Raw genomic sequence first — 26,718 nt, forward strand, 5'->3', positions numbered from 1 at the left:
CTATGAACTGAACCTGCGTGAAAGCACCGTCAAGGTTCACATCCGCAACATCATGCGCAAGCTCAAGGCGACGAATCGTACCGAGGTTGCCTGCAAGATCAACGATCTGTTCCCGACCGATTTCTCGGCCGCACGCCGCTAATCTGAACTTAAACAATCTTAGAGACGACCTCCAAAGCCGGTTCGGACAGCGATGTCCGGGCCGGTTTTCTATTTCGAGTACCCTTACGGAACGTACATCGACCGACGAAATGCGCCGCATTTGTATAATTTGATATTGCTAAATTAGATTTTATTCATCTACATATTTTACTGAGCCATCACTTGATGCTTTGTGCGCGCGCGCAAACAGGCGTCCTGAAGGCAACGCGGCACGTGACAGTTTTGGAGATGTTTGGTGGCTTCAATTTTTAAAGGCAAGGAATCGGTAAAGCTTTCGGGCAACACCACGGCGACCGGAGAACCGACCGACTTCGTCATTCATGGTTCGCCGCGCGATGTCATGAACTACTCCCGCAACGGCAACGATCTGACCATCCAGATGAACGATGGCCACGTCTACCATATCCAGAACTATGGCGGGCACGGATTTGATTTCAACAATCTGGTTTTCACCGACGGTGCAAATAAGGTCGTGGTCAACCTTGGACCCGCTGTCGCATCGGTTGGGGATGGCATTCTGGAAGGCCTTATTGCTGAAACGGCGATGAACGCCAGCCTCTCAGCTTCTGCCCTTCTAGGCATTCTCGGTGCGGCTGGTGGCGCGCTGGGGGCTGTGGGCGCAGGTGGCGGTGGTGGCAGCGAAGATACCAAGGGCAATGATACCGTTATATTGGACGCGCCTACCCTCTCGGAAGTCATCGATGATGTTGGAACGATTACGGGCTCCGTTGCCACTGGAACTGTAACGAACGATACCGCGCCGCTAATTACGGGCACGATGCCGTCCACATCTACAAGCGACATGACGGTAGAGGTCATGCGCGACGGGGCAATTATCGGCACCGCAACTGTGTCGGGCACAAGCTGGACCTATCAGGACGGCGAACTTGTTCATGGGCAAACATATATATATTCCGCCCGCGTGGTGAATTCGACCAACGGCAAGAGCTACGGCAGCAACGAGATATCGATTATCATCGATACGGAGGCTCCCGCGGCAACTACGCTTGATCACATCACCGACAATGTCGGCAGGATCACCGGTGACATCGCCAACAATGGCCTTACCAACGATACGACACCGACGCTGACGGGCAGCCTTACGGCAGAGTTGGCTACCGGCGAGTTCGTACAAATTCTGCGCGATGCTACGGTGGTTGGCACGGCTACGGTTACGGGAACCGGATGGTCTTTCGAAAGTGCAGCCCTCACTGACGGCCAAACCTATTCGTTTACCGCGCGTGTCAGCGACGCCGCCGGGAATATGAGCGCCGAAACAAGCGCCAGAAGCATCACCGTCGATACGACGCTGCCGGTTACGCCCTCAATCTTGCAGATATCGAATGATCCGGAGAGCGATTTCACCTCCTCTGCAAACACCACCATTGTCTCAGGACGTGCAGGAGCACATTCCACGATCGAAATATTGATCGGCTCGACCTCGATGGGAACCTTGACTGTCGACAGTACAGGTGTCTGGCAGTCCGATGCGGTTGATCTCAGCACACTAACGACAGGCCAAACGCTCACTGTCACGGTGCGTTCGTTCGATACGGCTGGCAATGTCTCGCCAGACGCCACGCAGATTATCACAAAGTCTGACGAGCCTTTATTGAGCGACATCGACACCTCAATCATGCCAGCCGACAGTGGATTGGTCATACAGGGAGATGAAGCCGGCTCTCAATTCGGCTTTTCAGTAAGTGCTGCTGGCGATTTGAACAACGATGGCATTGATGATTTCATTGTGGGTGCACCCGGCACAATAAGCTACACCGGTACGACCTACATCGTCTTTGGCTCCGAAACTGGACTGGGAACAGTCGATGGCACTGGCCGAACCGTTCTTGACGTTTCGACGCTCACCGCCTCCCAAGGGTTCATAATCAACGGCAACGGCGTACAGGAATTTCTCGGCAATTCGGTTTCTGCTGCAGGTGACGTCAACGGAGACGGCATCGACGACATTATATTCAGCGCGCAGGGAACAACCGTCGGTTCGAATGGGATGGCTGGTACATCCTACGTTCTTTTCGGCACGCAAAGCGGGTTTGGTACAGATGACGGCAATGGGCACATGGTGCTCAATCTAGGAGACATTCTGGCATCGCAAGGCTTCAGTATCCAAGGCGAAAACACGTTGCAGATGCTCGGTGGATCGGTAGCGTCTGCTGGCGACGTAAACGGCGATGGGATTGACGATATCATCGTTGGAGCAACACGCACCGTTGCCGGGGGCGCTATGACCGGGAGCGCCTATGTAGTATTTGGTTCCACCACCGGATTTGGCACCGATGACGGCAGCGGGCATGCAGTTCTGAGCATAGGCGACCTCAACGCAAGCACAGGCTTCGTCATTGTCGGCGGCGGAGAAGATGACAAGCTAGGTATCTCGGTATCATCTGCTGGCGACATAAACGACGATGGATACGATGATATCATTGTAGGTGCGTCAGAAAACGACGAGGCCGGGGTGAACGCCGGCCAGTCCTATGTCATCTATGGCTCCCAGGCTGGATTTGGCGTCGATGATGGTTCTGGTCACATGACCATCGACGTGTCCCAGCTGTCTGCTTCCGAGGGCTTCGTTATCAAGGGAACCACGGCTGCCGATACACTCGGCTATTCCGTTTCATCGGCGGGCGATATCAACGGCGACGGCATCGCTGATCTGATCGTCGGCGCTTATAATAACAACGACGGCGGAACATCAGCCGGTGAGGCGTATGTGATCTTCGGCACCACCGCAGGCTTCGGCGTGCTAACCGGTGGTCGCATGGTGGTTGACACAGCCGTGCTCTCATCCTCACAAGGCTTTGTCATTCAAGGCAGCGAGAATTCCGGGAATCTCGGCTTTTCCGTTTCCTCCGCGGGCGACTTCAATGGGGATGGCATCAACGATTTAATCGTCGGCGCATCGGGTGAAGATGAAGGCGCTGCTTATGTTATTTACGGCTCCAGCACAGGATTTGGCGCGGAGGTAAGTGGCCGCCAAGTCATTGATGTTTCAGCTTTGACCCCCGAAACAGGCTTTAGAATCCAGGGCAACGAGAGCGGTGATAGTTTAGGCATCTCGGTGTCTGGTGCTGGTGATATTAACAGCGACGGAAATGCGGATTTAATCGTTGGCGCGACCAATGGATCATCCACAAACGGTGAGGCCTATATAATCTATGGCGTTCACCATACTGATGGTCGGGTCGCGATGGGAACCAACGCCGCTGATTTCATGGCCGGTACGGACCATAGCGACAACCTCACCGGCGCCGGCGGCGCAGACGTGCTGTTGGGTTATGATGGCGATGACATCCTAACCGTCGCTGATACGGATTTCGCGCGGATCGATGGTGGCGAAGGAAATGATACGCTGATCCTTAGCGGCAGCGGCCTTCATCTCGACCTTAGCAGTCGTGCCAGCGATGTGGTAACAAGCGTCGAGACCATCGATATAACGGGGTCGGGTGCCAACACGCTTAATGTCACGGCAAACGACGTCTTCAATATTTCATCGACTACCAACCAGTTAGTCATTGATGGTGATAGCAACGACACTGTGGAAGCGTATGGATTTACCAATACCGGCACCCAGACGATCAACACCCACACATACAATGTATACACTGATGGTTCCGCAACGCTGGTGATCGATCAGGACATCACGAACGTATTGACCGTGGTCTAACACGCCACGCATTTGCGTCGTGCATTGCGATTGCAATTGGCTCGGATCAATCGATCCGGGCCAATTTTGTTTGATCGATAACGACAAAACGCCGTCGAAATCCCGGCGCGGGCGCGCTATCTACGTGCGATGCAATCTGACTTTTTCTGCCGCTCCAGCACTATCGTTGCACGTGACCTTATCGGCTGCTCGCTGACCGTGGGCGGTGTCGGCGGCATCATCGTCGAGACGGAAGCATACGAGCCTGACGATCCAGCCTCGCATAGTTATAAAGGCCCGACGCCGCGCAACACGGCAATGTTCGGCGAAGCGGGTCGCGCTTATGTGTACCGCTCCTACGGCATCCATTGGTGCTTTAACATCGTGTGCCTGCCAGCCAGTGCAGTGCTGATAAGGGCAATCGAGCCCGTAGAAGGCATAGACCAGATGCGCCAAAGGCGTGGCCTCGAACCGTTGCGGCTGCTTTGCTCCGGCCCCGGTCGCCTGTGCCAAGCTCTGGGCATTGATCTATCGCTCAACGGCTTGCCGCTGGATCAAGAGCCGATGCGCATTTTGCCAGCTACCACCCAGGCCGCGGTTGCCATAGGCACACGCATAGGCATCACGCGTGCGGTCGAGCAACCGTGGCGCTTCGGACTGGCGGGCTCACCCTTCCTCAGCCGCAAGCTCTGATAAATCGCCTTGCTTGACGCGACGATCCCGCGGATGGCTATATCCCCATGAATATAGGGGCGAACTCGATGCATCTCACACCAGAGGAATGGACGGCGATCCACCTGTCGCTCAAAGTTGCGTTCTGGGCGATGGTGGGAAGCCTGCCTGTCGGCATTTGCGTTGCGATGCTGCTCGCGCGCAAGGAGTTCTGGGGCAAGTCGATAGTGAACGGCATTGTGCACCTGCCGCTCGTTCTGCCTCCGGTCGTCACCGGTTATCTGCTGCTAATCACCTTCGGCAAGCGCGGGCCAGTCGGCGCGTTCCTTGCAGATTATTTCGGCATTGTATTTTCGTTTCGCTGGACCGGTGCCGCACTTGCCTGCGCCGTCATGGGCTTCCCGCTGATGGTGCGCGCGATAAGGTTGTCTGTGGAAGCAGTGGACCGAAAGCTGGAGGCCGCAGCATCCACACTCGGCGCGTCGCGCCTATGGGTTTTCGCCACTGTAACGCTCCCGCTTATCCTGCCCGGCATCATTGCTGGAATGGTTCTCTCCTTCGCAAAAGCGATGGGCGAGTTTGGCGCGACCATCACCTTCGTTTCCAATATTCCCGGCGAAACGCAAACACTTCCATCGGCAATTTATACGTTCACACAAGTGCCGGGCGGAGATGCCGGAGCCATGCGGCTCACGCTAATTTCAATCATCATCGCTATGGGTGCGCTCGTTGCGTCTGAATATCTCGCTCGGCAGGCGGGACGCAGGTTGATTGTCGAATGACCCTGCTTGTTGACGTTCATCACCGGCAGGGCGATTTCGAAATCGCGACCAGCTTCGAGAGTTCGGGCAGGCTGACGGCGATTTTCGGCCCGTCGGGTTCCGGCAAAACATCAATCACCAATATGATCAGCGGTCTGTTGAGGCCAGACAGCGGCAGGATCGAAGTCGATGGAAAGGTTTTCGTGGATGCGAATGCCGGCATTTTCGTTCCGCCGCATCGTCGCCGCATCGGCTATGTGTTTCAGGATGCGCGGCTTTTCCCGCATCTCAACGTCGAGCAAAATCTGAAATATGGGCGCTGGTTTACGCCGCGCCGGGAGCGCTACACGGACCTCGACCGCATCACATCACTGCTGGGAATCTCGCATCTACTCGCTCGCAAGCCTGCATCGCTGTCAGGCGGTGAGACGCAGCGTGTCGCGATTGGCCGCGCGCTGTTGGCCAGCCCGAAACTGCTTCTCATGGACGAGCCGCTGGCCTCGCTAGACGATGCGCGCAAAGACCAAATTCTGCCCTATATCGAGCGCCTTCGGGATGAGCTGGAAATTCCAGTTGTCTATGTCAGCCATTCGATTGCCGAAGTCGCGCGGCTGGCCACAGACATTGTCGTGCTTTCCGCCGGGCATGTCGTGCTTGCCGGACCTACAGCCGACATCATGCGGCGGCCGGACCTGCTGCCAATCGAAGAACAGGGCGAGAGCGGGTCTGTTCTTGCGGCAACGGTTGAAGGACACGACGAACGCTACGCCATGACCGCGCTGAGCACTTCTGCGGGCCGCGTCCTCGTGCCCGCGCTTGACGCTGCAATTGGTGCGAAACTCGGCCTGCGCATTCGCGCGCGCGATGTCATGATCGCCGTGCGGCGGCCAGAGGGATTGAGCGCTCTCAACGTGCTGCCAGGGCGCATAGTCTCCGCGTCGGCTTCTGGGTCCACACAGATACAGATCGAAATCGCTTGCGGGCAGGCCAACATATTGTCACGCATAACGCGACAGTCCTATGATGCACTTGGGCTGGCCGTAGGTCGTGACGTCTTTGCCGTGATAAAAACTGTCAGTTTCGACAGGCCCAATCTAGCGCTCGGCACGCATAGGGATGGAAGTTTTTAACATGCCCTCACTTAGTTTGCGCGTGAATCTTGATCCGGAAGGCCGCATCGGTCCCGGCAAGGTCGAACTGCTCGAAAACATCGCGTCATTCGGTTCAATTTCCGCCGCCGCGCGCGAAATGGAGATGTCCTACAAGCATGCGTGGGATCTGGTCGAGGAAATGAACAAGCTGTTCGGAAAGCCGCTGATTGCCGCGCAAACAGGCGGCAAACATGGCGGCGGGGCGCAGCTCACGCAGCTTGGTCTTTCAGTGGTTGGGCGATTTCGCGCAATCGAAAGGGCCGCATCCAGTGCAGCCCTGCCTCATCTCAATGCTTTGCAGGAAGAAATCGCCAACGCCTAGTTCAAGACCTGTTAATTCGGCCGAACTGCTCGTAGCGGAATTGTTCGAATGCGCAGCGCCAAAGCCCTTGACCGGGCTTAGGCGCTCGCGAGCGCGCGAATCGGCTTTGCAACCGGGCCTTCGCTGAGCAGACCACCGGCGCGCAGCAGGCTGGCAAAGCGGCCACCCTGTCTGGCCAGCTCGTCGAAGCCACCCATTTCCACCACCTTGCCGCGATCCATGAAGATTACGAGGTCGGCATCGCGCACGGTCGAGAGCCTGTGCGCAATCACGAAGGTGGTGCGGTTCGAGCGCAGGCCGTCGATAGCGGTCTTCACCTTTTCCTCGGTTTCGACGTCGAGCGCACTTGTCGCCTCGTCGAGCACCAGGATCGGCGAGTCCTTCAGCATCGCGCGTGCAATAGCGATGCGCTGACGTTCGCCGCCCGAAAGCTGACCACCACGTTCACCGGCCACAGTTTCATAGCCGTCGCTCTTCGCCGCGATGAAGTCAGCGGCGGATGCTGCGGACGCCGCATCGCGAACATCCCCAAGGGAAGCATCCTCGCGACCGACGCGGATATTGCTTTCGATGCTGCGATTGAACAGGCCCGCATCCTGGAACACGGTGGCAACCGACTGTCGCAACGACTTGCGTGTGACGTTGGAAATATCCACGCCATCGATTAAGATGCGGCCTTCGTTCGGCTCCTGCACGCGCTGCAGTAGGTTGATGAGCGTCGTCTTGCCTGCGCCCGTGGGGCCGACAATGGCGACCGTCTGGCCCGGCTCGATTGCGAAATTGACGTTCTCGACGCCCTGCCCCGAATTTTCGAAGTGGAACGTAACGTCCTCGAAACTGACACGGCCCTTGACGTTCTGGAGGTCAGGCAGACCCACAGGCTCCTGAGCAAGCGCGGAGGCTTCCTCCATCGCATAGAACTCTTCAAGCTTCACGCGAGCGTCGAAAATCTGGTTCAAGAAGTTCGAGATCTGGTCGAGGCGCGCGATGAGCAGGTTCGCAAAGCCCGTAAAGGCAATGATCGATCCAATCGGCAGTTCGCCGCGCATAACGAGATAAGAGCCAATCACCAGCACGACCATCATCGAGATGGTTGCCGAAAGGCGATTCAGCGCGCTTGCCAGCGCCCACCAGTCCAAAACAGGGTTCTGAGCCGACAGCAGCTTGCGGAAGTGATTGCGCAGCGATTCAGTTTCGATCGCCACGCGGTTGTAGCCCTGCACCACCGAGACGTTTCCGACAGTGTCGGTTACATGCGCGAAGACGTTGTGGTGATGCTTCTCGACATGCTGCTGACCCTGCTTGGTCTTGCGCATGACCAGACGGCCAATCGCGACATAGACCACACCAAGCACGAGCAGCACGCAGGACATGCGCACGTCCATCGCCAGTGCGGTGGGCACGAGCAGCACAAGCGTCACCGCCGTGCCGAGATGTGTACGTAGAAATTCGAGCCAAAGCGTCTGCAGGGAGTCGACAGCTCGGAGCATCGTATGCAGCGAGTTAGAAGTGCCGCGACCCATGTGCCAGGAAAGCGGCATGGAAAGTACGCGCTCATAGGTCTTGGTCAGGACCTCCGCACGCAACGAGTGAGCAAGGCGATCTGCGCCCCGCGCAACAAGCACGAATGCAATGATATTGAAGCCAGCGAGACCAGCCCACAGTGCCAGCGTCGGCACGACATCGCGCTTTTCGGTTATCGCATCAATTACGTGCCCGAACAGGATCGGCTCAGCGATTACGACGAGTGACAAAACGACATTAGCAGCACAGATGAAGACCGTGCGCTTCTTGTCGGCACCCAAGTAGCGTAGCGCCCTGAAGTAGACCTGAAGCAAAGTCACTGACTTTTCCCTCTCCCTAGGGATTGTGCACTGCACCATTCCTGGCGCATTCAGATACAGTTATCAGCGGCAAAAAGCAATGTCTGACGCCAGCTATGGTTGCATTGGGGGTATGCAATTTTTGCACACCCTTCGCCCGAAACCATCCGGATAAAATAAAATCACATCAACATGGCAAGGTTAAGACAGGTTAATTCCAGCCTGTGGAAATCAGGCTGGAATTTGCACCGTCAACTGCACGGGCTTTCCCTTGCCGATTGGAATGACATTGCCAGCATCTTTGCCGCCAACCAGCAATTTCCGGGCTTTAAGGCCCTTCTTGCGTTCGACGGTGACCCGATACTCCGCGCCATTAATACGCGCTGTCGCGGTGAAGCCATTCCAGTTACTCGGAATGACGGGGTTGACCGTCAGCCCCTCGCCAGTGTGGCGTATGCCCAGAATATATTCGATGGCAGCACGATAGAGCCAACCCGCCGAGCCGGTATACCAGGTCCAGCCGCCGCGCCCTGCCTTGTCGCCTTCCGAATAAACGTCGGCTGCGACGACATAGGGTTCGACACGATAGCGCTCTGCATCCTCAGCGGTCAGTGCATGATTGACCGGATTCAACATCGAGAAGCAACGGTAGGCATCGTCCGCCTGCCCAAGTTCGGCCAGTGCACAGACCACCCAAGTTGCGGCATGGGTGTACTGACCGCCATTTTCACGAACGCCGGGCGGATAGGCCTTGATATATCCCGGATCCAGCGTCGTATCCTCGAAGGGCGGCGTAAACAGCTTGATGATTTTCAACTCGTCATCGACAAGGTCGCGTTTGACCGCGTCCATTGCCGTAAGTGACCGTGTTTCATCGCCTTCGCCCGAAAGCACGCTCCACGATTGCGCGATGGAGTCGATCTTGCATTCGCTTGAGTTGCGCGAGCCGAGCGGTGTGCCGTCATCGAAGCTGCCACGCCGATACCATTCACCATCCCACGCAGCATTTTCAAGTGCGCGCTTCAGGCGCCCAGCATGTTTCTTCCACGCGTCGGCGCGCTTTGTGTCACCTTTATCGCGGGCAATTGGCGCGAAATCAGTCAGTACCTTGAGCAGGAACCAGCCGAGCCACACGCTTTCGCCGCGTCCTTCAACGCCGACATTGTTCATGCCGTCGTTCCAGTCGCCGCCGAGTATCAGCGGCAAGCCGGTTTCGCCCGTGCGCTTGATGGCGAGGTCCAGCGCCCGAGTGCAATGCTCATAGAGCGATGCCTGCGTCTTGGAGACTTCCGGCGTGAAAAAGGCATCATGCTGGCCGGGTTGCAGCGCCTGCCCCTCGATGAACGGAATTTGCTCATCGAGAATTGCCCGGTCGCCCGTAACACCGATGTAGTGCGAAACAGCATAGCCGAGCCAGGCAACGTCATCGGAAATAATCGTGCGGACGCCCGCCCCGGTTCTGGGCAGCCACCAGTGCTGCACATCGCCTTCCGCAAACTGACGTCGAGCGGCGTTGAGGATTTGGCCCCGCGCAAGCGACGGTTCCTGCAGCATCAGCGCGAGCGTATCCTGCAACTGGTCGCGGAAGCCGAACGCACCACTCGATTGATAGAACGCCGACCGTGCGCGAATGCGGCAGGATAAGTTTTGGTAGGGCAACCAGCTATTGACCATCGCGTCAAACGCCGGGTCCGGCGTCTCGACCTGCAAAGTGTCGAGGAACGCGCGCCAATTCTTCTCGATTTCGCCAAGCCGCTCGTCGAAATTGCGTTCGCGATGCTTTGCGACAAGCTGGCTCGCTTCCGCCGTCGAACCGGCATCGCCGAGCAACAGCAGCATGGTAACCTCGCCGCCAGCCGGCACCTCGATGTCATGCGCAAGCGCTGCGCATGGATCAACGCCAGCCTCAGCCTTGCCGCTCAGATCGCGGCAGTTCAGAACCGCGCCCGGCGTAACCACGCTGCGCTCCCGTCCGAAAAACTCGGCACGGTCTGCGGTGAACGACTGCGCATCCCGATTTGCACCGAGGAACGCGACACGGTCGCCGAAATCGAGGCTATACGGATTGGCCGCAAATAGTGCGCCAGTCGCCTCGTCGTGAGATGGAACAATAGCCGGGCCGGAGCGCGCACGGTTGTTGCCCATCACCCATTCCACGTAGGAATAGACACGCAGGCGAAGCGTCGAGCGACTTGTGTTTGCAAGCTTCAGGCGCGTGATCTTTACCGGATCGACCGGATCGACAATCTGCGTAGCCTCAACACTCAGCCCGCCCCGCGCTGCGCTAAATGTGCTGTAGCCCTGCCCGTGCCGCGCCTCATAGGTGATCGAAGGATCGCGCATCACGGCCGCGAAGGGCGAAAACGCAGTGCCTGTGTCCCGGTTCACGACGTAAATGGCCTCACCTGGCCTGTTCGACACAGGGTCGTTTGACCACGGCGTAAGCTGGAAGTCGCGGCTGTTCCTGCTCCAGGTGAACGAAGCGCCTTCCGACGAGGTATGGAAGCCGAAATTCTCGTTAGCGATCACATTGATCCACGGTTGCGGTGTGTGCCGCGTTCCAGTGAGCCGCACGACATATTCTGCACCCTTCTTGTCGAAGCCGCCGATGCCGTTCCAATAAGCAAGGCCCGCGCCATCCGCGGGCGCGGCCTCGCGCGCAGGCTTGCGTGGCTGGCGCACGACCGGAAGCGACGTCTTTGCGCTGTCGGCTGGTTTGACAACCTCGACGGCGTGCGTTTCGCGCTCCTGAATGATCGCCGCTTCGGCACGCTCGATCTGGTCGAAGATGGTGCCGTTGCGCGTGTGCAAGACGATGCGCGCGACCGCCAGCAATGTGCGATAGGAATGCTGGTCCATCAAATCGCGACGCACGGCGAAAATGTGCTGACGCGGGCCATATTCGCGCCCGCGCAGGCGGCTGTTTTCGCAGAGATTTTCAATCGCCTGCTGCAGATCCTGCACGTAGGTTGATGCCTGTTCGTTGACGATCACAAGATCGGCAAGGAGGCCACGAGCGCGCATGTACTCCTGATAGCGCAGCGCCTGCGCGACGATTTCGATGTCCGCAACATCTGCGATGCGCAGCGCGAAAATCGGGAAATCGCCGGAAATCGCCATGGGCCAAAGCGCGGACTGGCTGCCCATGCCCTGCGCAATCGTCTCCGATGGCATACGCAGATAGCGTTCTGGATAAAGCAGATAGCCCGCGATTTTCTGGACATTGGCCGCATCCGAAAGACTCAGCCCGCAATGGCGCGTCTGCACCTGCGAGCGCGTCCACGAAAGCGTCATCTGGCGCTGGAAACTGTCGGGGTGGTTGAGCTGCGAGTGATAGCTTTCGACTTCGGCGCGATCCTTGCCGACAACAGTCCAGAACGTGACCATTACCTTCTTGTTGGCCGGAACGCGCACGCGGCAACGCATCGCCATCACCGGATCCAACACGAAGCCCTGATTGCCGGCGAACCGCTCTTGCGTGTCAAACGCGGCCGGGTCGGCAATCGTACGTCCGCGACCGAGGAAGGCGCGGCGGTCGGTTTCGGCTTCCCGTTCACGAGAGCCGCCGGAAGTTTCGGTCACGAAATGCGCTAGCGCAATATCCGGCTCGCCGGACGAACGTTTGCGCCGCTCGGCATAGATCACCCCGCCAGCGTCAGCGATTTCGGTCTTCACAAACATTTTCGAGAAGGCTGGGTGCGCGCTGTCGTTCGCCTCAAAAGCGAGCGCCAGTTCGGCATAAGACGTCAGTTCGATATGCCTGTCGGTCGTACCTTCATTGTAAAGCGTGACGCGCCGCGCCTCGCCGTTACCTTCCGAAACGACAATGCAGTCAACCTCAGAGCGCAGCGTGCCGACCAGCTTGCTGAAGGTCGCCTTGTCGTCGCTGAACAGCACATTGGTCTTTTCGTCCGGTGCAGTTTTTGGCTCCGCCGTCGCAGACCACCAATCCCCTGTCGATACATCGCGCAGGAAGATAAAGGTGCCGAGCCGGTCCTCGGTCGGGTCGGCCTGCCAGCGCGTGACGGAAAGATCGTTCCATCGGCTGTAGCCCGAACCGGTGGACGCCACCATGACCTGATAGCTGCCGTTCGACATGACGCCCGTGGCGCGCAAAGCTGACAGCGGTTCCATAACCAGACGTGTGTCTGGCGTATGTTCGACAACATCGACCTTGACGCGTTCGTCTGCCTCGGTGCGGACGGTTGCGATTGGAATATCGCGAGGCGCGCGTTCCTGCAGCAGAAGCTCAGCAGCTTCAATGATTGGATCGCTATGGAACCGGTCCCTTAGACGCCCCTCGAAAACCACATTCGCGATGGCCGCAATCGACATGCCCTGATGGTGAGCATAGTAATTGTAGACGACGGCGCAGTCCGCACCCTCCGGCACACGCTGCGGCGTGAAATCGATCGCGTCGTAATAGCCGTAGCGGCCAAGACCGCCGATGGACGCAAGCCGGTCCAGATTTTCGACTGCCTCACGCGGCATGAATTGCGCGGCGAGAATGGTCGCGTAAGGCGCAATCACGGTGTTCTGTGCAAGCCCACGCTTCAGGCCCAGACCCGGCACGCCGAAGTTGGTGTACTGATAGGTCATCTCGTGATCGCGGGCGTTGTAAGCCGCCTCCGATATGCCCCACGGAATGCTCTTCGAGTTTCCGTATTGGATCTGCCGCTTGATGATGAGATGACTTGTCTGACTCAGCAGACCTCCGGTCGGCTCCTTCATCACGAGTGGCGGCATCAGATATTCAAACATTGAGCCGGACCACGACATCAGCGCGCCGGAAAAGCCGATTTCCACGATGGGCCGACCGAGCTTGAACCAGTGATCGGTTGGAATGTCGCCCTTCGCGATAGCGTAAAGGCTGGTCATGCGGCATTCGGATGCCAGAAGATCGTAACAGCTCTCGTCAAGCTGATGCTCCTCGACACGATAGCCGATGGACAAAAGCTTGCGGTCGCGGCTGAGCAGGAACGAGAAATCCATGACCAGTGCAAATTCTCGGGCGCGGGCGCGGATTGCGTTCAGGCGTTTGCGAATGTCGTCCACGCGCTCCTTGTCGCCGTGGGAATCATCCACATGCGCTTCCGCAGTGCGCTCCAGCATGGCGGCCCAGTCGGCCAGTTGCGCGCTCTGCGCCGTCCCCGCCTCGTGGTGAATGCCATCTGCCAGCTTGCGGATTTCACCGGCCAGCACGGCCAGATTGATCGTGCGGATGGACGCCATTTCCGGCTCGCTCTGCACGGTTTGAACCGCGCGGCGCATACCATCGATGCGGTCGCCCAAACGTTGACGCAGCGGGCGCAGCGTGCGGCGGTCATCCGGCACAACGCGCAGGCTTTCTTCAAGCACGCCCACAACGTCCAGCATGCCCTCGAAATCGCCCTGCAAATAAACCGTCGGCGCTTCGGCCCACTCCGCACATGCCGCCGCCATGGTGATCAGATGCCCGGCCAGATTGCCGCTGTCGACGCTGGAGATATACAGCGGGTGCAGGGGCAGCAGGGTCTTCGTATCGTACCAATTGTAGAGATGGCCGCGATGACGCTCCATGCGCTCCAGCGTGCCGAGCGTGGCTTCCATGCGCTCGACAGCGTCTCGCATCGAAATCCAGCCGAAATCACGCGCCGAAATCACCGACAGCAGATAGACGCCGACATTGGTTGGCGATGTGCGGTTGGCCACAACCGGGACCGGCACTTCCTGCATATTGTCCGGCGGCAGGAAGGAATGCTCCGCCGTCACATGCACCTCATAATAATGCCAGGTGCGCCGCGCGATGTTGCGCAGTTTGCGGCGGTCGTCCGCTTCAAGAATGAGCCTGTCGTCCGTTTCAGCCGAGCGGCTGATGAGCCACGCAAACGCGGGCGAACCTGCCCAGAAAAGCGCAAAGAAAAACGCCACAACTGCGCCGGTCGAATGAGCCGCCAGCGGCACGATCAGGCCGATGATCGCGATCAACACCGCCCCATACATGAGCCGGTAGTAGGCGCTTATCGTGTTGCTGCCGCTCTTTTGCGCCTGCGATGCAGTGCGCCATTCCAGCAAATGCTGACGGCTGAAATGCAGGCGATAGAAGGTGCGCATGATGGCATCGCCCATCATCCAAGCCGTATGGGCCATCAGCACGGTCTTGAGCACGACCATGGCGGTTCCATAGACAACGTCACGCACAAGCGCGGAGACGTGCCCGCGGAACGTCATTTCCCGGGTCTTGGGAATGATCGAGTTTACAATGTCGAAAGTGGGCGCCATGAACTGGCTGAGGATCAGCAACGCCTGCCATTGCGCGGCCAGCGTAAACGGCAGCAACGTCCAACCCGCAATAGACGCCAGCACCCAGAAAATCGGGGTCAGCGAACGACGCAGATTGTCGACCATCTTCCAGCGCGAAATGCCCGGAATGCCCATTTTGCGATCGAAAATGAATGGCAGAAGCTGCCAGTCGCCACGCGCCCAGCGGTGTTGGCGCGATGCATCGACCGCGTAGCGCGTCGGGTAATCTTCGACCACCTCAACATCTGTCACGAGCGCCGCGTGCGCCAGCGAACCTTCAAGCAAATCGTGGCTCAGGATTGCGTTTTCAGGAATCTTGCCGCGCAGCGCCGTTTCAAATGCATCGACGTGGTAAAGCCCCTTGCCGGTAAAGGTGCCCTGACCGAACAGGTCTTGATAAAGGTCCGAAACGGCGAAGACATACGGATCAAGCCCGCGATGCGCGGAGAACACGCGCTGGAAGAACGACGCATTATCGCCGGTTGTCAGCGAAGCGGTGATGCGCGGCTGCATGATCGCATGGCCTGCCGTGACCTTGCCGCGCACCTGATCGACCATCGGCTTGTTGAGCGGATGCATCATTTTGCCAACAAGCTGCGCGACCGTATCGCGCGTCAGCTTCGTATCCGCATCCAACGTCATTACATGCACAATGCCGGTGGGCACTGGATTTACGGGCGGTATGAATGTCGTGTCACTGTCGCCGCGCAGCAGCAGGTTCAGTTCGTGGAGCTTGCCGCGCTTGCGCTCCCAGCCCATCCAAAAACCTTCCGCCTTGTTGAACAGGCGGCGGCGGTGCAGGAGGTGGAATAGCGGCGTTTCGCTTTCATATCGTGCATTGAGCTTGGCGATTTCGCCCTGCGCATATTCCAGAATTTCCTTGTCGATCGGGCGGATTTCTTCCTGTGCATCCGGCCAGTCCGAAAGAACCGCGAAGCGCAGATCGCCGTGCATGTTGGAAAGATGGTGCACCTCAATCGTGCGCACCGCCTCATCCACATCATCGCGTGAGCCGATCAGCGTCGGCACCACGACCAGCGTGCGCGCCTCATCCGGCACGCCATCCTTATATTCATATCCCACAAGGCGGGTCGGCTTGAGGAACAGCAGCACGACCGTGTTGAAGATGCTCATCGCACCTTCGCCTGCCGGCAGCGCGAAAAGCATCAGCAAAACCACGATTGCCGGAGTGGACAGGCCCGCCGCAGCAAGCGCCGCAGTCGTCATCCCCAGCAGCAGCATGGTGATTGCCATCACTGGCAGGAAGATTCCGATCCACCCTGCCGCCTGAAACGCGCGGCGGAAACGCAGATAAAACGGAACGTTGAAGCCGATAGCCTGCTCAAGCTCCCTGCGGCGCGAACCGGCAAGGAAGAAGCCAACGTCAGCGCGACGCGCGGCTGGACTATCTTCGACAGCTTCCGGCAGAGGTGCGCTGGCCGCGGCACTCGAAAGCTCAATCGCCTTCTCGGCTGCTTCATATTCAGTTTTTTTGGAGCGGCGCGCCAGTTCTTCAACCACCGTGCGATATTGGTCGCGTGATTGGAAATCGAGTTGGGCAAAGTTCGTGCGCTCGCGCAACAGCGCGTCGATGCGGCTGACTTCTTCAAACCAGACCGTCCAGTCAACGTCATTGATGAGCCGCAGGCCGCGAATAATGTTGCCGGTCGTGACATTGCCGCTCGAAAGCTGACGATGTTCGCTGACAGTTATCTGCTCGGCATCGGTGCCGGCGGCCTCAAGCTCACCCTCGAGCCACATCAGCGCCCGGCCCGCGTTCTGCGAGCCGTCGCGCAGGCGATAGAGCAGTTGCGTCGCGAAGGTTATGTCGCGCGCATGCGCTGTGTAGTTTCGCAGAAGCTCGACATCGCCTTCGTCGTCCAGTGCCAGCAGCTTGTCAGCAAGCTCGTTCGCTTGATGGCGCATGTTGCGCGCCCGGCCAACGCGCTGCGCAAGACGGCGCAAATTTTCAACCAGTACGTAACGCAGCAGTGAGGGCAGCGCCCAGAGTTCGCCAATCTGCAGCGGCTGTATGGACTGATAGCCATCCACTATGGCTTTGAAACTGTTGGATGAAACCGTGCTGTCTACGTGGGCGACATAAAGCCACGCGATTGCGAGCGTGCGCGGCACGCGCTGGCCGTTGCCGATATCCATTTTCGGCAGTTCGCGAAGGAAGCGCGGCGGCAAGTCGCGCTTGATCTGAAAGATCGTCTCTTCAACGAGGTAGTTGTTGTCCAGCAGCCATTGCGCGGCAGGCGTAATCGATTCGCCCTTCGCCTGCGCAGCATTGGTGGAAAGATAGACTTCCAGAATTTTCGCAGCGTTTTCCTTGTTGCGCGCAAGGTAGTCCGTTTCCGTCAGGCCGAAATAGCTATCCAGCTCGCCCTTGGCCAGACTTTCTCCCAGCTTGCGCAATCTCTCTTCGTCGAGGAAATTGGCGCGAATCGGTACTTCTGCAACGGGAAGAAGGGGAGCCATTGTGGCGCTCACATCTGTACGCGCATGAGCATTCATGAAAACACTTCCGTTCGAAACATGCTTGCGTCCTGAAACGCGGGCGGGAACTTTCCGTCTTAAACGCGATTGGTTCAATCGCAACGTCTAACGACACAATTTCTACATCAGTTTGACTTAGCGGCAAGAAACGCTTGCGGAAGCTCGTGGTTGCGCCCAAACAGGGCTATTTTCAGACGGGATGAAAGTATGAAGCAGAAAATTCGGAAAGCCGTTATTCCTGTCGCCGGTTTCGGTACCCGGATGTTGCCAGCGACAAAGAGTGTGCCAAAGGAACTTCTCACAATCGTTGACCGCCCTGTGCTGGACTACATCGTCGCCGAGGCATACGCGTCTGGCATCGAGCATATTATCATGGTCACAGGCCGTATGAAGGCAGCGATTGAAGATCACTTCGATCATGCGTTCGAACTCGACACCTCACTGCGGCGCAACGGCAAGGAGTCAATCGCGGAAACACTGGCTAAAGGCGTTCCGACTGTCGGTGCAATGTCATTCGTGCGCCAGCAGGAAGCCAAGGGTCTCGGCCATGCCGTCTGGAGCGCCCGCCATATCGTCGGCGACGAGCCCTTCGCAGTCATGCTGCCCGACATGCTGATGGTCGATTCGGAACCCTGCCTCGAATCCATGATCAATATTTTCGACAAGCATGGCGGTAACGTCATCGCGGTTGAGCAGGTCGATCCGGCTCTGGCTCACAAGTTCGGCATTGTGTCGCTTGCGGAAGGCAAAGACGGCCCGCTGATCACCGGAATGGTGGAAAAGCCCGCGCCGGGCACAGCTCCGTCGAACCTTTTCATTTCGGGCCGATACGTTCTCCAGCCAGAAGTTTTCACCTATCTGGAAAATCAGAAACCGGGTGCCGGCGGCGAAATCCAACTCACCGACGCGATCATTTCGCTGCTCGGCTCGCAGGAAATCCGTCCGTTCGAGTTTACGGGTCGCACATTCGACTGCGGCTCGCCGGCCGGCTTCGTCGGCGCGAACCTGCACATGGCTCTTGGCCGCGATGGTGTGCGCGAAGCCGTGTTTGAAGAGATCAGGCTTTACGAGGCTGGTCACAAGCACTGAGGGGTCGCGAAAGCACCCCTCACACCACAAAGGGAAATAACCCCTCATCCCGCTGCCGCGACCTTCGCCCTCAAGGGGAGAAGGGGCAATTGCGATGCATCGCTCGCTTTGCAACGCCTGCGATTGAAGCGAACGTCGACACTTCCCCTTCTCCCCTTGAGGGCGAAGGTCCCGGCAGGCGAATGAGGGATATATCAAGCCGCCCGCGCCGGTCCGATCTCGATCAGATACAATTTAGAGGGCTGCACGGGCTGTAATTCCAGCCCGTTCGGCATGGCTTCGATGAACAGCGTGTCGCCCGCGACAAGTTCTATCGGCGATACGAATTCCTGTTCGATGGTTACTTTGCCCGTCTGGCAATAAACCAGCGCTATCGGCGACATGACGACGATTTCGCGCGGCGTTGAAAGCTGCAATGGCGTTACCCGGCTTTGAAATGCGCCGCGCCGGGTCATGATATTCAGATCCGTAATCGGTCCGTCGATCAGTTGCGCGCTTGTCTCCACGTCACCGGGGAAGCTATGGGGCGCATCGACAATGCGCGCCTCACCCTGTCCCGCAACTGTCAGATCAATTCCCGCGCCTTCCAATATCGCAAGCGTGCGATCTATGCCCGGAAAGGCTGAAAACGGCCCATCGTTTTCCACCCGCGCCATCGACACGCGCCAGTCGAAACCAGACGTATCCGCATCCTTTGGAAAAACAGCGATTTCGATAGTTTCGCCGCCGCCGTTTTTCCACGGCATGCGGCGATAATCTTTGGCGCGGATAAGCCGCATGTGTGTTCCTAATCGAGTATCCCCGGCAGGTTGAGCCCATTTTGCCGCGCACAGTCAATGGCAATGTCGTAACCGGCGTCCGCATGGCGCATGACGCCCGTCGCCGGATCATTCCACAACACGCGGGCAAGCCGCGCGGCAGCTTCTTCCGTGCCATCGGCGCAGATTACCACGCCGGAGTGCTGCGAGAAGCCCATGCCAACCCCACCGCCATGATGCAGAGACACCCAGGTCGCGCCGCTCGCCGTGTTGAGCAGAGCGTTGAGCAGCGGCCAGTCGGAAACCGCATCCGAGCCGTCCTTCATCGCTTCCGTTTCGCGGTTTGGCGAAGCCACCGAGCCGGAATCCAGATGATCGCGGCCAATCACCACCGGCGCTTTCAACTCGCCCTTGGCAACCATCTCGTTGAACGCCAGACCCAGACGGTGCCGGTCGCCAAGCCCGACCCAGCAGATGCGCGCGGGCAGACCCTGGAAATGGATGCGCTTCGCCGCCATGTCCAGCCAGTTGTGCAGATGCTTGTTGTCGGGCAGCAGTTCCTTCACCTTTGCGTCGGTCTTGAATATATCCTCCGGGTCGCCGGAAAGCGCGGCCCAGCGGAACGGCCCGATGCCCCGGCAGAACAGCGGACGAATATATGCCGGCACAAAGCCCGGAAAATCAAACGCGTCCTTCACGCCCTCTTCGAGCGCCATCTGGCGGATATTGTTCCCGTAATCGACTGTCGGAATGCCCTGCTTATGGAAGTCGAGCATAGCGCGCACTTGCACCGCCATTGACTTTTTCGCCGCCGCGGCAACCGCCTTTGGATCACGCTCACGCTTTTGTTCCCATTCGGCAACGGTCCAGCCCTGCGGCAGGTAGCCATTTACCGGATCGTGCGCGGACGTCTGGTCGGTCACGCAATCGGGACGCACACCGCGCTTCACCAGTTCAGCAAACACGTCAGCAGCGTTGCCCAGCAGAGCGATGGAAATCGCTTTCTTTTCCTTGCCCGCCTTGTCGAGGATAGCCAGCGCGTCATCGAGGTCTTTGGCCTGCACGTCGACATAGCCAGTCTTGAGGCGGAACTCGATGCGGCTTGCCTGGCATTCCACCGCGAGGCACGATGCGCCCGCCATCGTTGCGGCCAGCGGCTGTGCGCCGCCCATGCCCCCGAGGCCCCCCGTCAAAATCCAGCGGCCCGACAGGTCACCATTGTAATGCTGACGCCCCATCTCCACGAAGGTTTCGTAGGTGCCCTGCACGATGCCCTGACTGCCGATGTAGATCCATGATCCGGCTGTCATCTGGCCGTACATCATGAGTCCCTTTTTATCGAGGGCGTTGAAATGATCCCAATTCGCCCAATGCGGCACGAGGTTGGAATTGGCGATGAGCACCCGAGGCGCATCCTTGTGCGTCTTGAACACACCAACCGGTTTACCCGACTGCACCAGCAGCGTTTCGTCGGCTTCCAGCAGCCTCAGCGCCTTGACGATGCGATCATAGCTTTCCCAATCGCGCGCCGCGCGCCCGATGCCGCCATAGACAACGAGTTCGCCCGGACGCTCGGCCACCATCGGGTCGAGATTGTTCATCAGCATGCGCAGCGGTGCTTCTGTCAGCCAGCTTTTCGCCGAAAGCTCGGTGCCATGCGGTGCGCGGATCACGCGCTCATTATCAATGCGGGTATGTTGGGTCATTGCGCAGTCCTCAATCGGTTGCCCACGCAAGGGCGGTTTCAAGAATTTTCTTCAGTTGCGCGCGGATCGGCGCGGCATAGTTGGAGTCGTATGGCGTCGGCCAGTTCTCCGGCGTGCCCTTGCCATCCGGCTCGCGCATATATCCGCGGCACGAAAGCTCCATTTGCAGCGCATGGATGCCATCTCCCGGTTGGCCGTGATGGCGCGTGATGTAGCCACCCTTGAACCGTCCGTTGACAATCCAGCTTTGACCGGAAGCGGCCATCAGCTTCGCTACCGCATCCTGCAACGCCAAGTCGGCGCTTTTGCCGTCATTGGTGCCGAGATTGAAAACCGGCAACTGACCGTCGAACAATCGCGGCAATACCGAACGGATCGAATGGCAGTCATAGAGCACGATTTTTTCGTGCTTCTGGCGCAGACGGGTAAGCTCGGCGCTCAGTGCTGCGTGGTATGGGTCGAAATATGTTGAGCGGCGTTCGGAAATCTCAGCCGCGCTTGGCTCCTCGCCTGTTTTATAAAGTGGATCGCCGTCGAATGTATCCAGCGGGCACAGCGTTGTCGTCGCCTGCCCCGGATAAAGCGAAACACCCGAAGGATCGCGATTAACGTCAATAACCGTGCGCGAAATCGAGGTGTGAACAACCGTCGCGCCGAGGTCGGTGGCGAAATCGTAAAGCTTGTCGATCCACCAATCGCAATCGTGGCGCGCGAGCCACGGCGAAACCACGCGGTTTTCCAGCCCCGGCAGGTCCGTCCCCGTATGCGGCAGGCTGACGAGCAGAGGGGCATCGCCGCGCGTGATGGTGAGCCATTTTTTTTCCATTGAGCGCCCCCTCATCCGCTCACCCGCGGCAGGGTAGCACCAGCCACTGCCGTCACAACTCTTCCGTCGCGGACCATGGCAATCGCCTTTTCCATGTCGGGATGGAAATGACGGTCTTCGTCCAGATGCGGCACCTCGCCACGAACCAGCGCACGCACGGCCTCAAGTGCCGGGCTCGAAGCCAGCGGCGCATGAAAGTCGCAACCCTGCGCTGCGGCCAACAACTCGATGCCGATCACACCGGCAGCATTTTCTACCATGCCAAGCAACCGACGGGCGCCATGTGCGGCCATCGAAACGTGGTCTTCCTGATTTGCCGAGGTGGGGATCGAATCCACGCTTGCCGGAAACGCCTTTTGCTTGTTCTCCGAAACCAGTGCTGCCGCCGTAACCTGCGGGATCATGAAGCCCGAATTCAGTCCCGGCTTCGGCGTCAGAAACGCCGGCATTCCCGACAGAGCAGGATCGACCAGCATGGCGATACGCCGTTCCGAAAGCGACCCGATTTCGCAAACCGCCATCGCGATCATGTCTGCCGCGAACGCCACCGGCTCGGCGTGGAAATTGCCGCCCGAAAGCGCCGTATCGTCCTCCGCAAAAATCAATGGATTGTCGGTAACGCCATTCGCTTCCGTCGCGAGCGTATCAGCGGCCTTGCGCAGAACATCGAGCGCCGCGCCCATCACCTGCGGCTGACAACGCAGGCAATATGGGTCTTGCACGCGCTCATCGCCGACGCGATGCGATTCCCGGATTGCGCTGCCAGCCATCAGATTTCGCAGCGTTTTCGCCGTTTCAATCTGCGTGGCGTGCTTGCGCAGCACATGGATGCGCGGATCGAATGGTGCATCCGAACCCTTCGCCGCGTCCGTCGAAAGCGCGCCAGCTACCAGCGCCGACTGGAAAAGCGTTTCCGCCTCGAACAAACCGGCCAGCGCATAGGCAGTTGAAAACTGCGTGCCATTCAGCAGCGCAAGCCCTTCCTTGGCGCCGAGCGTCAACGGCGCTAGCCCATGCGTCACGAGCGCGACATGCGCGGGCACCCGTCCATGCGGGGTGAAGCATTCGCCAACGCCGATCATCGTCGCGGTCATGTGCGAAAGCGGCGCAAGGTCGCCCGAAGCGCCGACCGATCCCTGGCATGGCACGACCGGGATCACGTCGGCCGCCAGCATCGCCTGCAACATGGCAATCGTCTGCGGACGCACGCCCGACGCACCTTGCGCAAGGCTTGCCATCTTCAGCGCCATCATGAGCCGCACAACCGCGACCGGCATAGGTTCGCCAACGCCCGCCGCGTGGCTCAGCACGATATTCTTCTGCAAGGTTTCAAGATCTTCAGCGGGAATGCGCACACTCGCCAGCTTGCCGAAGCCAGTATTGATGCCGTAGACCGGCTCGCCCTTGGCAACGATACGTTCCACCGCCTTGGCGCTCGCCTCTATATTCGCCTTACAGCTCGGATCGAGCGTCGGTACAGCGCCGCGATAAATTGCGCGCCAGTCCGTCAGCGATACGGCGCCGGGCTTCAACACGATCTCTGTCATTGTCCTCTCCAGATGCGAGCATGGAGCGGATTGAAGCCCATGCGATAAACGAGTTCAGCGGGCCGCTCGATATCCCAGATGGCGAGGTCGGCCCATTTTCCTGTCTCCAGCGTCCCGATTTCACCGGAAAGGCCGAGCGCATGCGCCGCGTTCCGCGTCACGCCGGTGAGGCATTCCTCAACCGTCATGGAAAACAGCGTGGCTCCCATATTTATGGTCAGCAGCAACGAGGTCAGCGGCGATGTTCCTGGGTTGCTGTCCGTCGCCAGCGCCAGCCGCACGCCGTGCTTGCGGAACAGATCGACTGGCGGCTTCTTGGTTTCCCTGATGAAATAATATGCGCCCGGCAGCATCACGGCGACCGTGCCCGCCTGTGCCATCGCCCGCGCGCCGTCTTCGTTCGTATATTCCAGATGGTCTGCCGACAGCCCGCCATAACCTGCCGCGAGCGCAGCGCCGCCAAGGTCTGAGAGCTGGTCGGCATGGAGTTTCACCGGCAGACCGAGTGCGCGCGCCTTGTCGAATACCCGCGCAATTTGTTCCGGCGAAAAGGCGATGCCCTCGCAGAAACCATCCACCGCATCGGCCAATCCCTCAGCCACAATTGCGGGAAGCATCTCGTCAACGACCTTAGCGATATAGGCGTCCTTGTCGCCATTCGCTTCCGGCGGCAGCGCATGTGCGCCGAGGAATGTCGTGCGCACGGTGACCGGCTTTTCATGCCCCAACCGGCGAGCGGCGCGCAGCGCCTTTGACTCGCTCTGCAAATCGAGGCCATAGCCGGATTTGATTTCGACAGTCGTCACGCCTTCAGCCATCAGCGCGCGCAGGCGCGGTGTGCTTTCCCGCACCAGATCGTCCTCGCTGGCAGCACGCAGCGACTTCACAGATGAAACAATGCCACCCCCTGCCCGCGCGACTTCCTCATAGCTTGCGCCTGCCAACCGCATTTCAAATTCGTTGGCGCGGTTGCCCGCATAGACAAGATGTGTGTGGCAATCGATCAGGCCCGGCGTAATCCAGCGGCCTTCGCAATCGACCGTCTCGGACTTCAAAAATTCGTTGGGGAGTTCGGCTTCAGGGCCGGCATAAGCGATACGCCCATCGCGAGCCGCAACAGCGCCCTTTTCGGCAATGCCCATGCCCGTCAGGTTTTCCGCAAAGGTCGCGAGGCGCGCATTGCGCCAGACCTTTACATTTCCTCCCCCTGATTGCGTCGGACCAGCCATATCTCTCCCTCGTCGACTTTCTTATGTATATACATATTGACAGTTGCGTGCAAGAGGCAGATGTTGCCTTTATTGGAAGAAAACAGTCGGGAGAGCGCGTTGACCAGCATCTTTGCCGAACAGGCCCTGCTTGCCGAAGGCTGGCGAAACAATGTTCGTATCGGCGTCGAGAGCGGCGCGATCACCTCTATTGAGGCGGGTAAAATAGCGCTACCCGGCGATGAGCGCCACGCAATTATCATACCCGGAATGCCGAATCTGCACAGTCACGCCTTTCAGCGCGGCATGGCCGGACTGGCCGAAACGCGAGGTCCCGGCGCGGATAGCTTCTGGTCGTGGCGTGAGGTCATGTACCGTTTTGCGCTTTCCATGACGCCGGATCAGGTGGAAGCGGTCGCCGCCCAGCTTTATGCCGAAATGCTGGAGGCGGGCTTCACGCGCGTGGGCGAGTTCCATTATCTGCACCACGACAAGGACGGCCAACCCTATTCCAACATCGCCGAAATGGCGGAACGTATCGCCGCCGCCTCGTCAACAACCGGCATCGCCTTGACGCTTCTACCGGTTTTCTACGCGCATTCCGGTTTCGGCGGAGCCACACCGAATGAGGGGCAGCGCCGATTCATCAATGATGTGAATCGGTTCGCGCACCTTTTGGAGAAATCGCGCGAATCTCTTCAGAATTTGAATCAAGCAGTGCTTGGTGTCGCCCCCCATAGTCTGCGCGCCGCAACGCCGGCCGAGCTCAATGAGATCGTGCCGCTGGCGGGCAAAAACCCGGTCCATATTCATATCGCGGAGCAGGTTAAAGAGGTCGAGGATTGCGTCGGCTGGAGCGGCCAGCGGCCTGTCGAATGGCTGATTGCCAATCAGCCGGTAGGCGCAAACTGGTGCCTGATTCACGCCACCCACATGACCAGTACCGAAACCGTAGCGATGGCCAAAAGCGGCGCTGTCGCGGGGCTCTGCCCGATCACCGAGGCAAATCTGGGCGACGGCACGTTCGAGGGCGTGGACTTCATCGCTGCCGGTGGCGCTTTCGGCGTTGGTTCGGATTCCAACGTCCTGATCGGCGTTTCCGACGAACTGCGCCAGCTTGAATATTCCCAGCGCCTGCATCATCGCGCGCGCAATGTGCTGGCCGCGCCGGGCCAATCGAACGGTCGCAACCTGTTTGATCGCGCGCTTTCGGGTGGCAGTCGCGCCCTCGGCGCAACTGGCGGTTTGCAGGTCGGCAACAGCGCGGATTTCGTATCGCTGGATGCAAACAGCCCTACCCTCGCCGGAAAGTCGCACGACGCGATTCTGGACGCGTGGATCTTCGCCAACGGCACTGCCGTCGATTGCGTCTGGGTGCATGGCCGCAAGCTGGTCGAGACCGGTCGGCACAATCACCGCGAATCGATTGCGCGAAGATTCCGCGCCACAATGATGGAACTTGCCGCCACATGAGTTTATGGCTGGATTGATGAACGATTCCGCACAGATCGAAACGACCGACGGCGAGGAATCCACCTCGCTATATCAGCGCATTCTCAACGACATTCGCGGCAAGATCGTCTCCGGCGCGTGGGCGCCCGGCTATCGTATTCCGTTCGAGCATGAGCTGACCGTGCAATATGACTGCTCGCGAATGACGGTGAACAAAGCGCTGTCGCAGCTTGCAGCGGCGGGGCTCATCGAGCGGCGGCGCAGGTCCGGCAGCTTCGTGCGCAGTCCGCGCAGTCAGGCCGCTGTACTGGAAATCACCGATATTCGCATCGAGGTCGAGGCACTTGGCCTGCCATATCGCTATGCGCTCGAACAGCGACGCGAACGCCGCAGCCAGCCCAATGATGCCGAACGCCTTAGTCCTGTCTGCCCCAAGAAGCTGGTCGAGTTGAACTGTCTACACTATGCCGGCACGCGACCGTTCTGCGTTGAGCATCGGCTTATCAGCCTTGAGACTGTGCCCGATGCTTCGGTGGAAACATTTCAGGAAATCGCACCCGGCCCTTGGCTCATTGGTCGCGTGCCGTGGAGCACCGCCGAACATCGGATCAGTGCGGAAGGCGCGGACAGCCTCATGGCCGCAGGCTTGGACATTGATGAGGGCGCGCCCTGTTTGGTCATCGAGCGCCGCACATGGACCGCCGACCTGCCGGTAACTTACGCCCGCTTTATTTATGCGGGCGTAAGCCATTCTCTCGTCGCACGGTTCGAGCCCAGTTGAAAGGCTGCGTTGCGGAGG

Annotated in this window: 16 protein-coding genes; 9 read left to right on the forward strand and 7 right to left on the reverse strand. The window is 58.9% G+C overall.

Annotated elements, in window-relative coordinates:
- The 6 genes from DY251_RS02555 to DY251_RS02580 all read left to right on the forward strand — a co-directional run.
- Window positions 1-142, forward strand: a 142-nt coding sequence (locus DY251_RS02555) for a LuxR C-terminal-related transcriptional regulator (RefSeq protein ID WP_147307414.1), incomplete at its 5' end; no start/stop codon positions are given.
- A gap of 255 nt (window positions 143-397) precedes the next feature.
- On the forward strand, window positions 398-3,844 hold the full coding sequence (locus tag DY251_RS02560) for an Ig-like domain-containing protein (protein ID WP_158553211.1): 3,447 nt from the start codon (window positions 398-400) through the stop codon (window positions 3,842-3,844).
- A gap of 129 nt (window positions 3,845-3,973) precedes the next feature.
- Window positions 3,974-4,516 (forward strand): DNA-3-methyladenine glycosylase, encoded by a 543-nt coding sequence (locus DY251_RS02565; RefSeq protein WP_116622310.1) that lies wholly within the window; start codon window positions 3,974-3,976, stop codon window positions 4,514-4,516.
- A 68-nt stretch (window positions 4,517-4,584) separates the two neighbouring features.
- Window positions 4,585-5,277: a molybdate ABC transporter permease subunit gene (gene modB, locus DY251_RS02570; RefSeq protein WP_116622311.1), complete on the forward strand. Its 693-nt coding sequence runs from the start codon at window positions 4,585-4,587 to the stop codon at window positions 5,275-5,277.
- The gene (modC, locus tag DY251_RS02575) at window positions 5,274-6,386 is read left to right on the forward strand and encodes a molybdenum ABC transporter ATP-binding protein (RefSeq protein ID WP_116622312.1); all 1,113 of its coding nucleotides are present in this window, start codon (window positions 5,274-5,276) and stop codon (window positions 6,384-6,386) included. The genes modB and modC overlap by 4 nt, the downstream gene beginning before the upstream one ends.
- A gap of 1 nt (window position 6,387) precedes the next feature.
- Window positions 6,388-6,729, forward strand: coding sequence for a winged helix-turn-helix domain-containing protein (locus DY251_RS02580; protein ID WP_116622313.1), 342 nt, complete (start codon window positions 6,388-6,390; stop codon window positions 6,727-6,729).
- Between the two features lie 77 nt (window positions 6,730-6,806).
- Here the strand turns inward: DY251_RS02580 and DY251_RS02585 are convergent, their stop codons facing one another.
- Window positions 6,807-8,573 carry a glucan ABC transporter ATP-binding protein/ permease gene (locus DY251_RS02585; RefSeq protein ID WP_116622314.1) on the reverse strand — a complete coding sequence of 589 codons (1,767 nt, stop codon included), beginning with the start codon at window positions 8,571-8,573 and terminating at the stop codon, window positions 6,807-6,809.
- A 210-nt stretch (window positions 8,574-8,783) separates the two neighbouring features.
- Entirely contained in the window at window positions 8,784-17,351 is an 8,568-nt protein-coding gene (locus tag DY251_RS02590; protein ID WP_116622315.1) for a glycoside hydrolase family 94 protein, read from the reverse strand.
- A 189-nt stretch (window positions 17,352-17,540) separates the two neighbouring features.
- On the opposite strand from DY251_RS02590, the gene DY251_RS02595 reads away from it, so the two are divergent.
- Window positions 17,541-18,422 (forward strand): UTP--glucose-1-phosphate uridylyltransferase, encoded by an 882-nt coding sequence (locus tag DY251_RS02595; RefSeq protein ID WP_116622316.1) that lies wholly within the window; start codon window positions 17,541-17,543, stop codon window positions 18,420-18,422.
- 194 nt (window positions 18,423-18,616) lie between these two features.
- Here the strand turns inward: DY251_RS02595 and DY251_RS02600 are convergent, their stop codons facing one another.
- The 5 genes from DY251_RS02600 to hutI are packed head-to-tail and all read right to left on the reverse strand — an operon-like array spanning window position 18,617 to window position 24,488.
- Window positions 18,617-19,201, reverse strand: a complete 585-nt coding sequence (locus DY251_RS02600) for a HutD/Ves family protein (RefSeq protein ID WP_116622317.1) — start codon at window positions 19,199-19,201, stop codon at window positions 18,617-18,619.
- An 8-nt stretch (window positions 19,202-19,209) separates the two neighbouring features.
- Entirely contained in the window at window positions 19,210-20,886 is a 1,677-nt protein-coding gene (gene hutU, locus DY251_RS02605; protein WP_116622318.1) for a urocanate hydratase, read from the reverse strand.
- A 10-nt stretch (window positions 20,887-20,896) separates the two neighbouring features.
- Window positions 20,897-21,712, reverse strand: coding sequence for an N-formylglutamate deformylase (hutG, locus tag DY251_RS02610; protein ID WP_116622319.1), 816 nt, complete (start codon window positions 21,710-21,712; stop codon window positions 20,897-20,899).
- Window positions 21,713-21,723: 11 nt separating this feature from the next.
- Window positions 21,724-23,259, reverse strand: a complete 1,536-nt coding sequence (gene hutH / locus DY251_RS02615; protein ID WP_116622320.1) for a histidine ammonia-lyase — start codon at window positions 23,257-23,259, stop codon at window positions 21,724-21,726.
- On the reverse strand, window positions 23,256-24,488 hold the full coding sequence (hutI, locus tag DY251_RS02620) for an imidazolonepropionase (protein ID WP_116622321.1): 1,233 nt from the start codon (window positions 24,486-24,488) through the stop codon (window positions 23,256-23,258). Before hutI ends, hutH begins: the two co-directional genes overlap by 4 nt.
- Before the next feature lie 99 nt (window positions 24,489-24,587).
- Between hutI and DY251_RS02625 the strand changes: the two genes are divergently transcribed.
- Window positions 24,588-25,940, forward strand: a complete 1,353-nt coding sequence (locus DY251_RS02625; protein WP_116622452.1) for a formimidoylglutamate deiminase — start codon at window positions 24,588-24,590, stop codon at window positions 25,938-25,940.
- A gap of 16 nt (window positions 25,941-25,956) precedes the next feature.
- Window positions 25,957-26,700, forward strand: a complete 744-nt coding sequence (gene hutC / locus DY251_RS02630) for a histidine utilization transcriptional repressor HutC (RefSeq protein WP_116622453.1) — start codon at window positions 25,957-25,959, stop codon at window positions 26,698-26,700.
- Window positions 26,701-26,718 lie beyond the last annotated feature (18 nt).

The organism is Mesorhizobium denitrificans, from assembly GCF_003403035.1.
Lineage (GTDB): Bacteria > Pseudomonadota > Alphaproteobacteria > Rhizobiales > Rhizobiaceae > Mesorhizobium_G > Mesorhizobium_G denitrificans.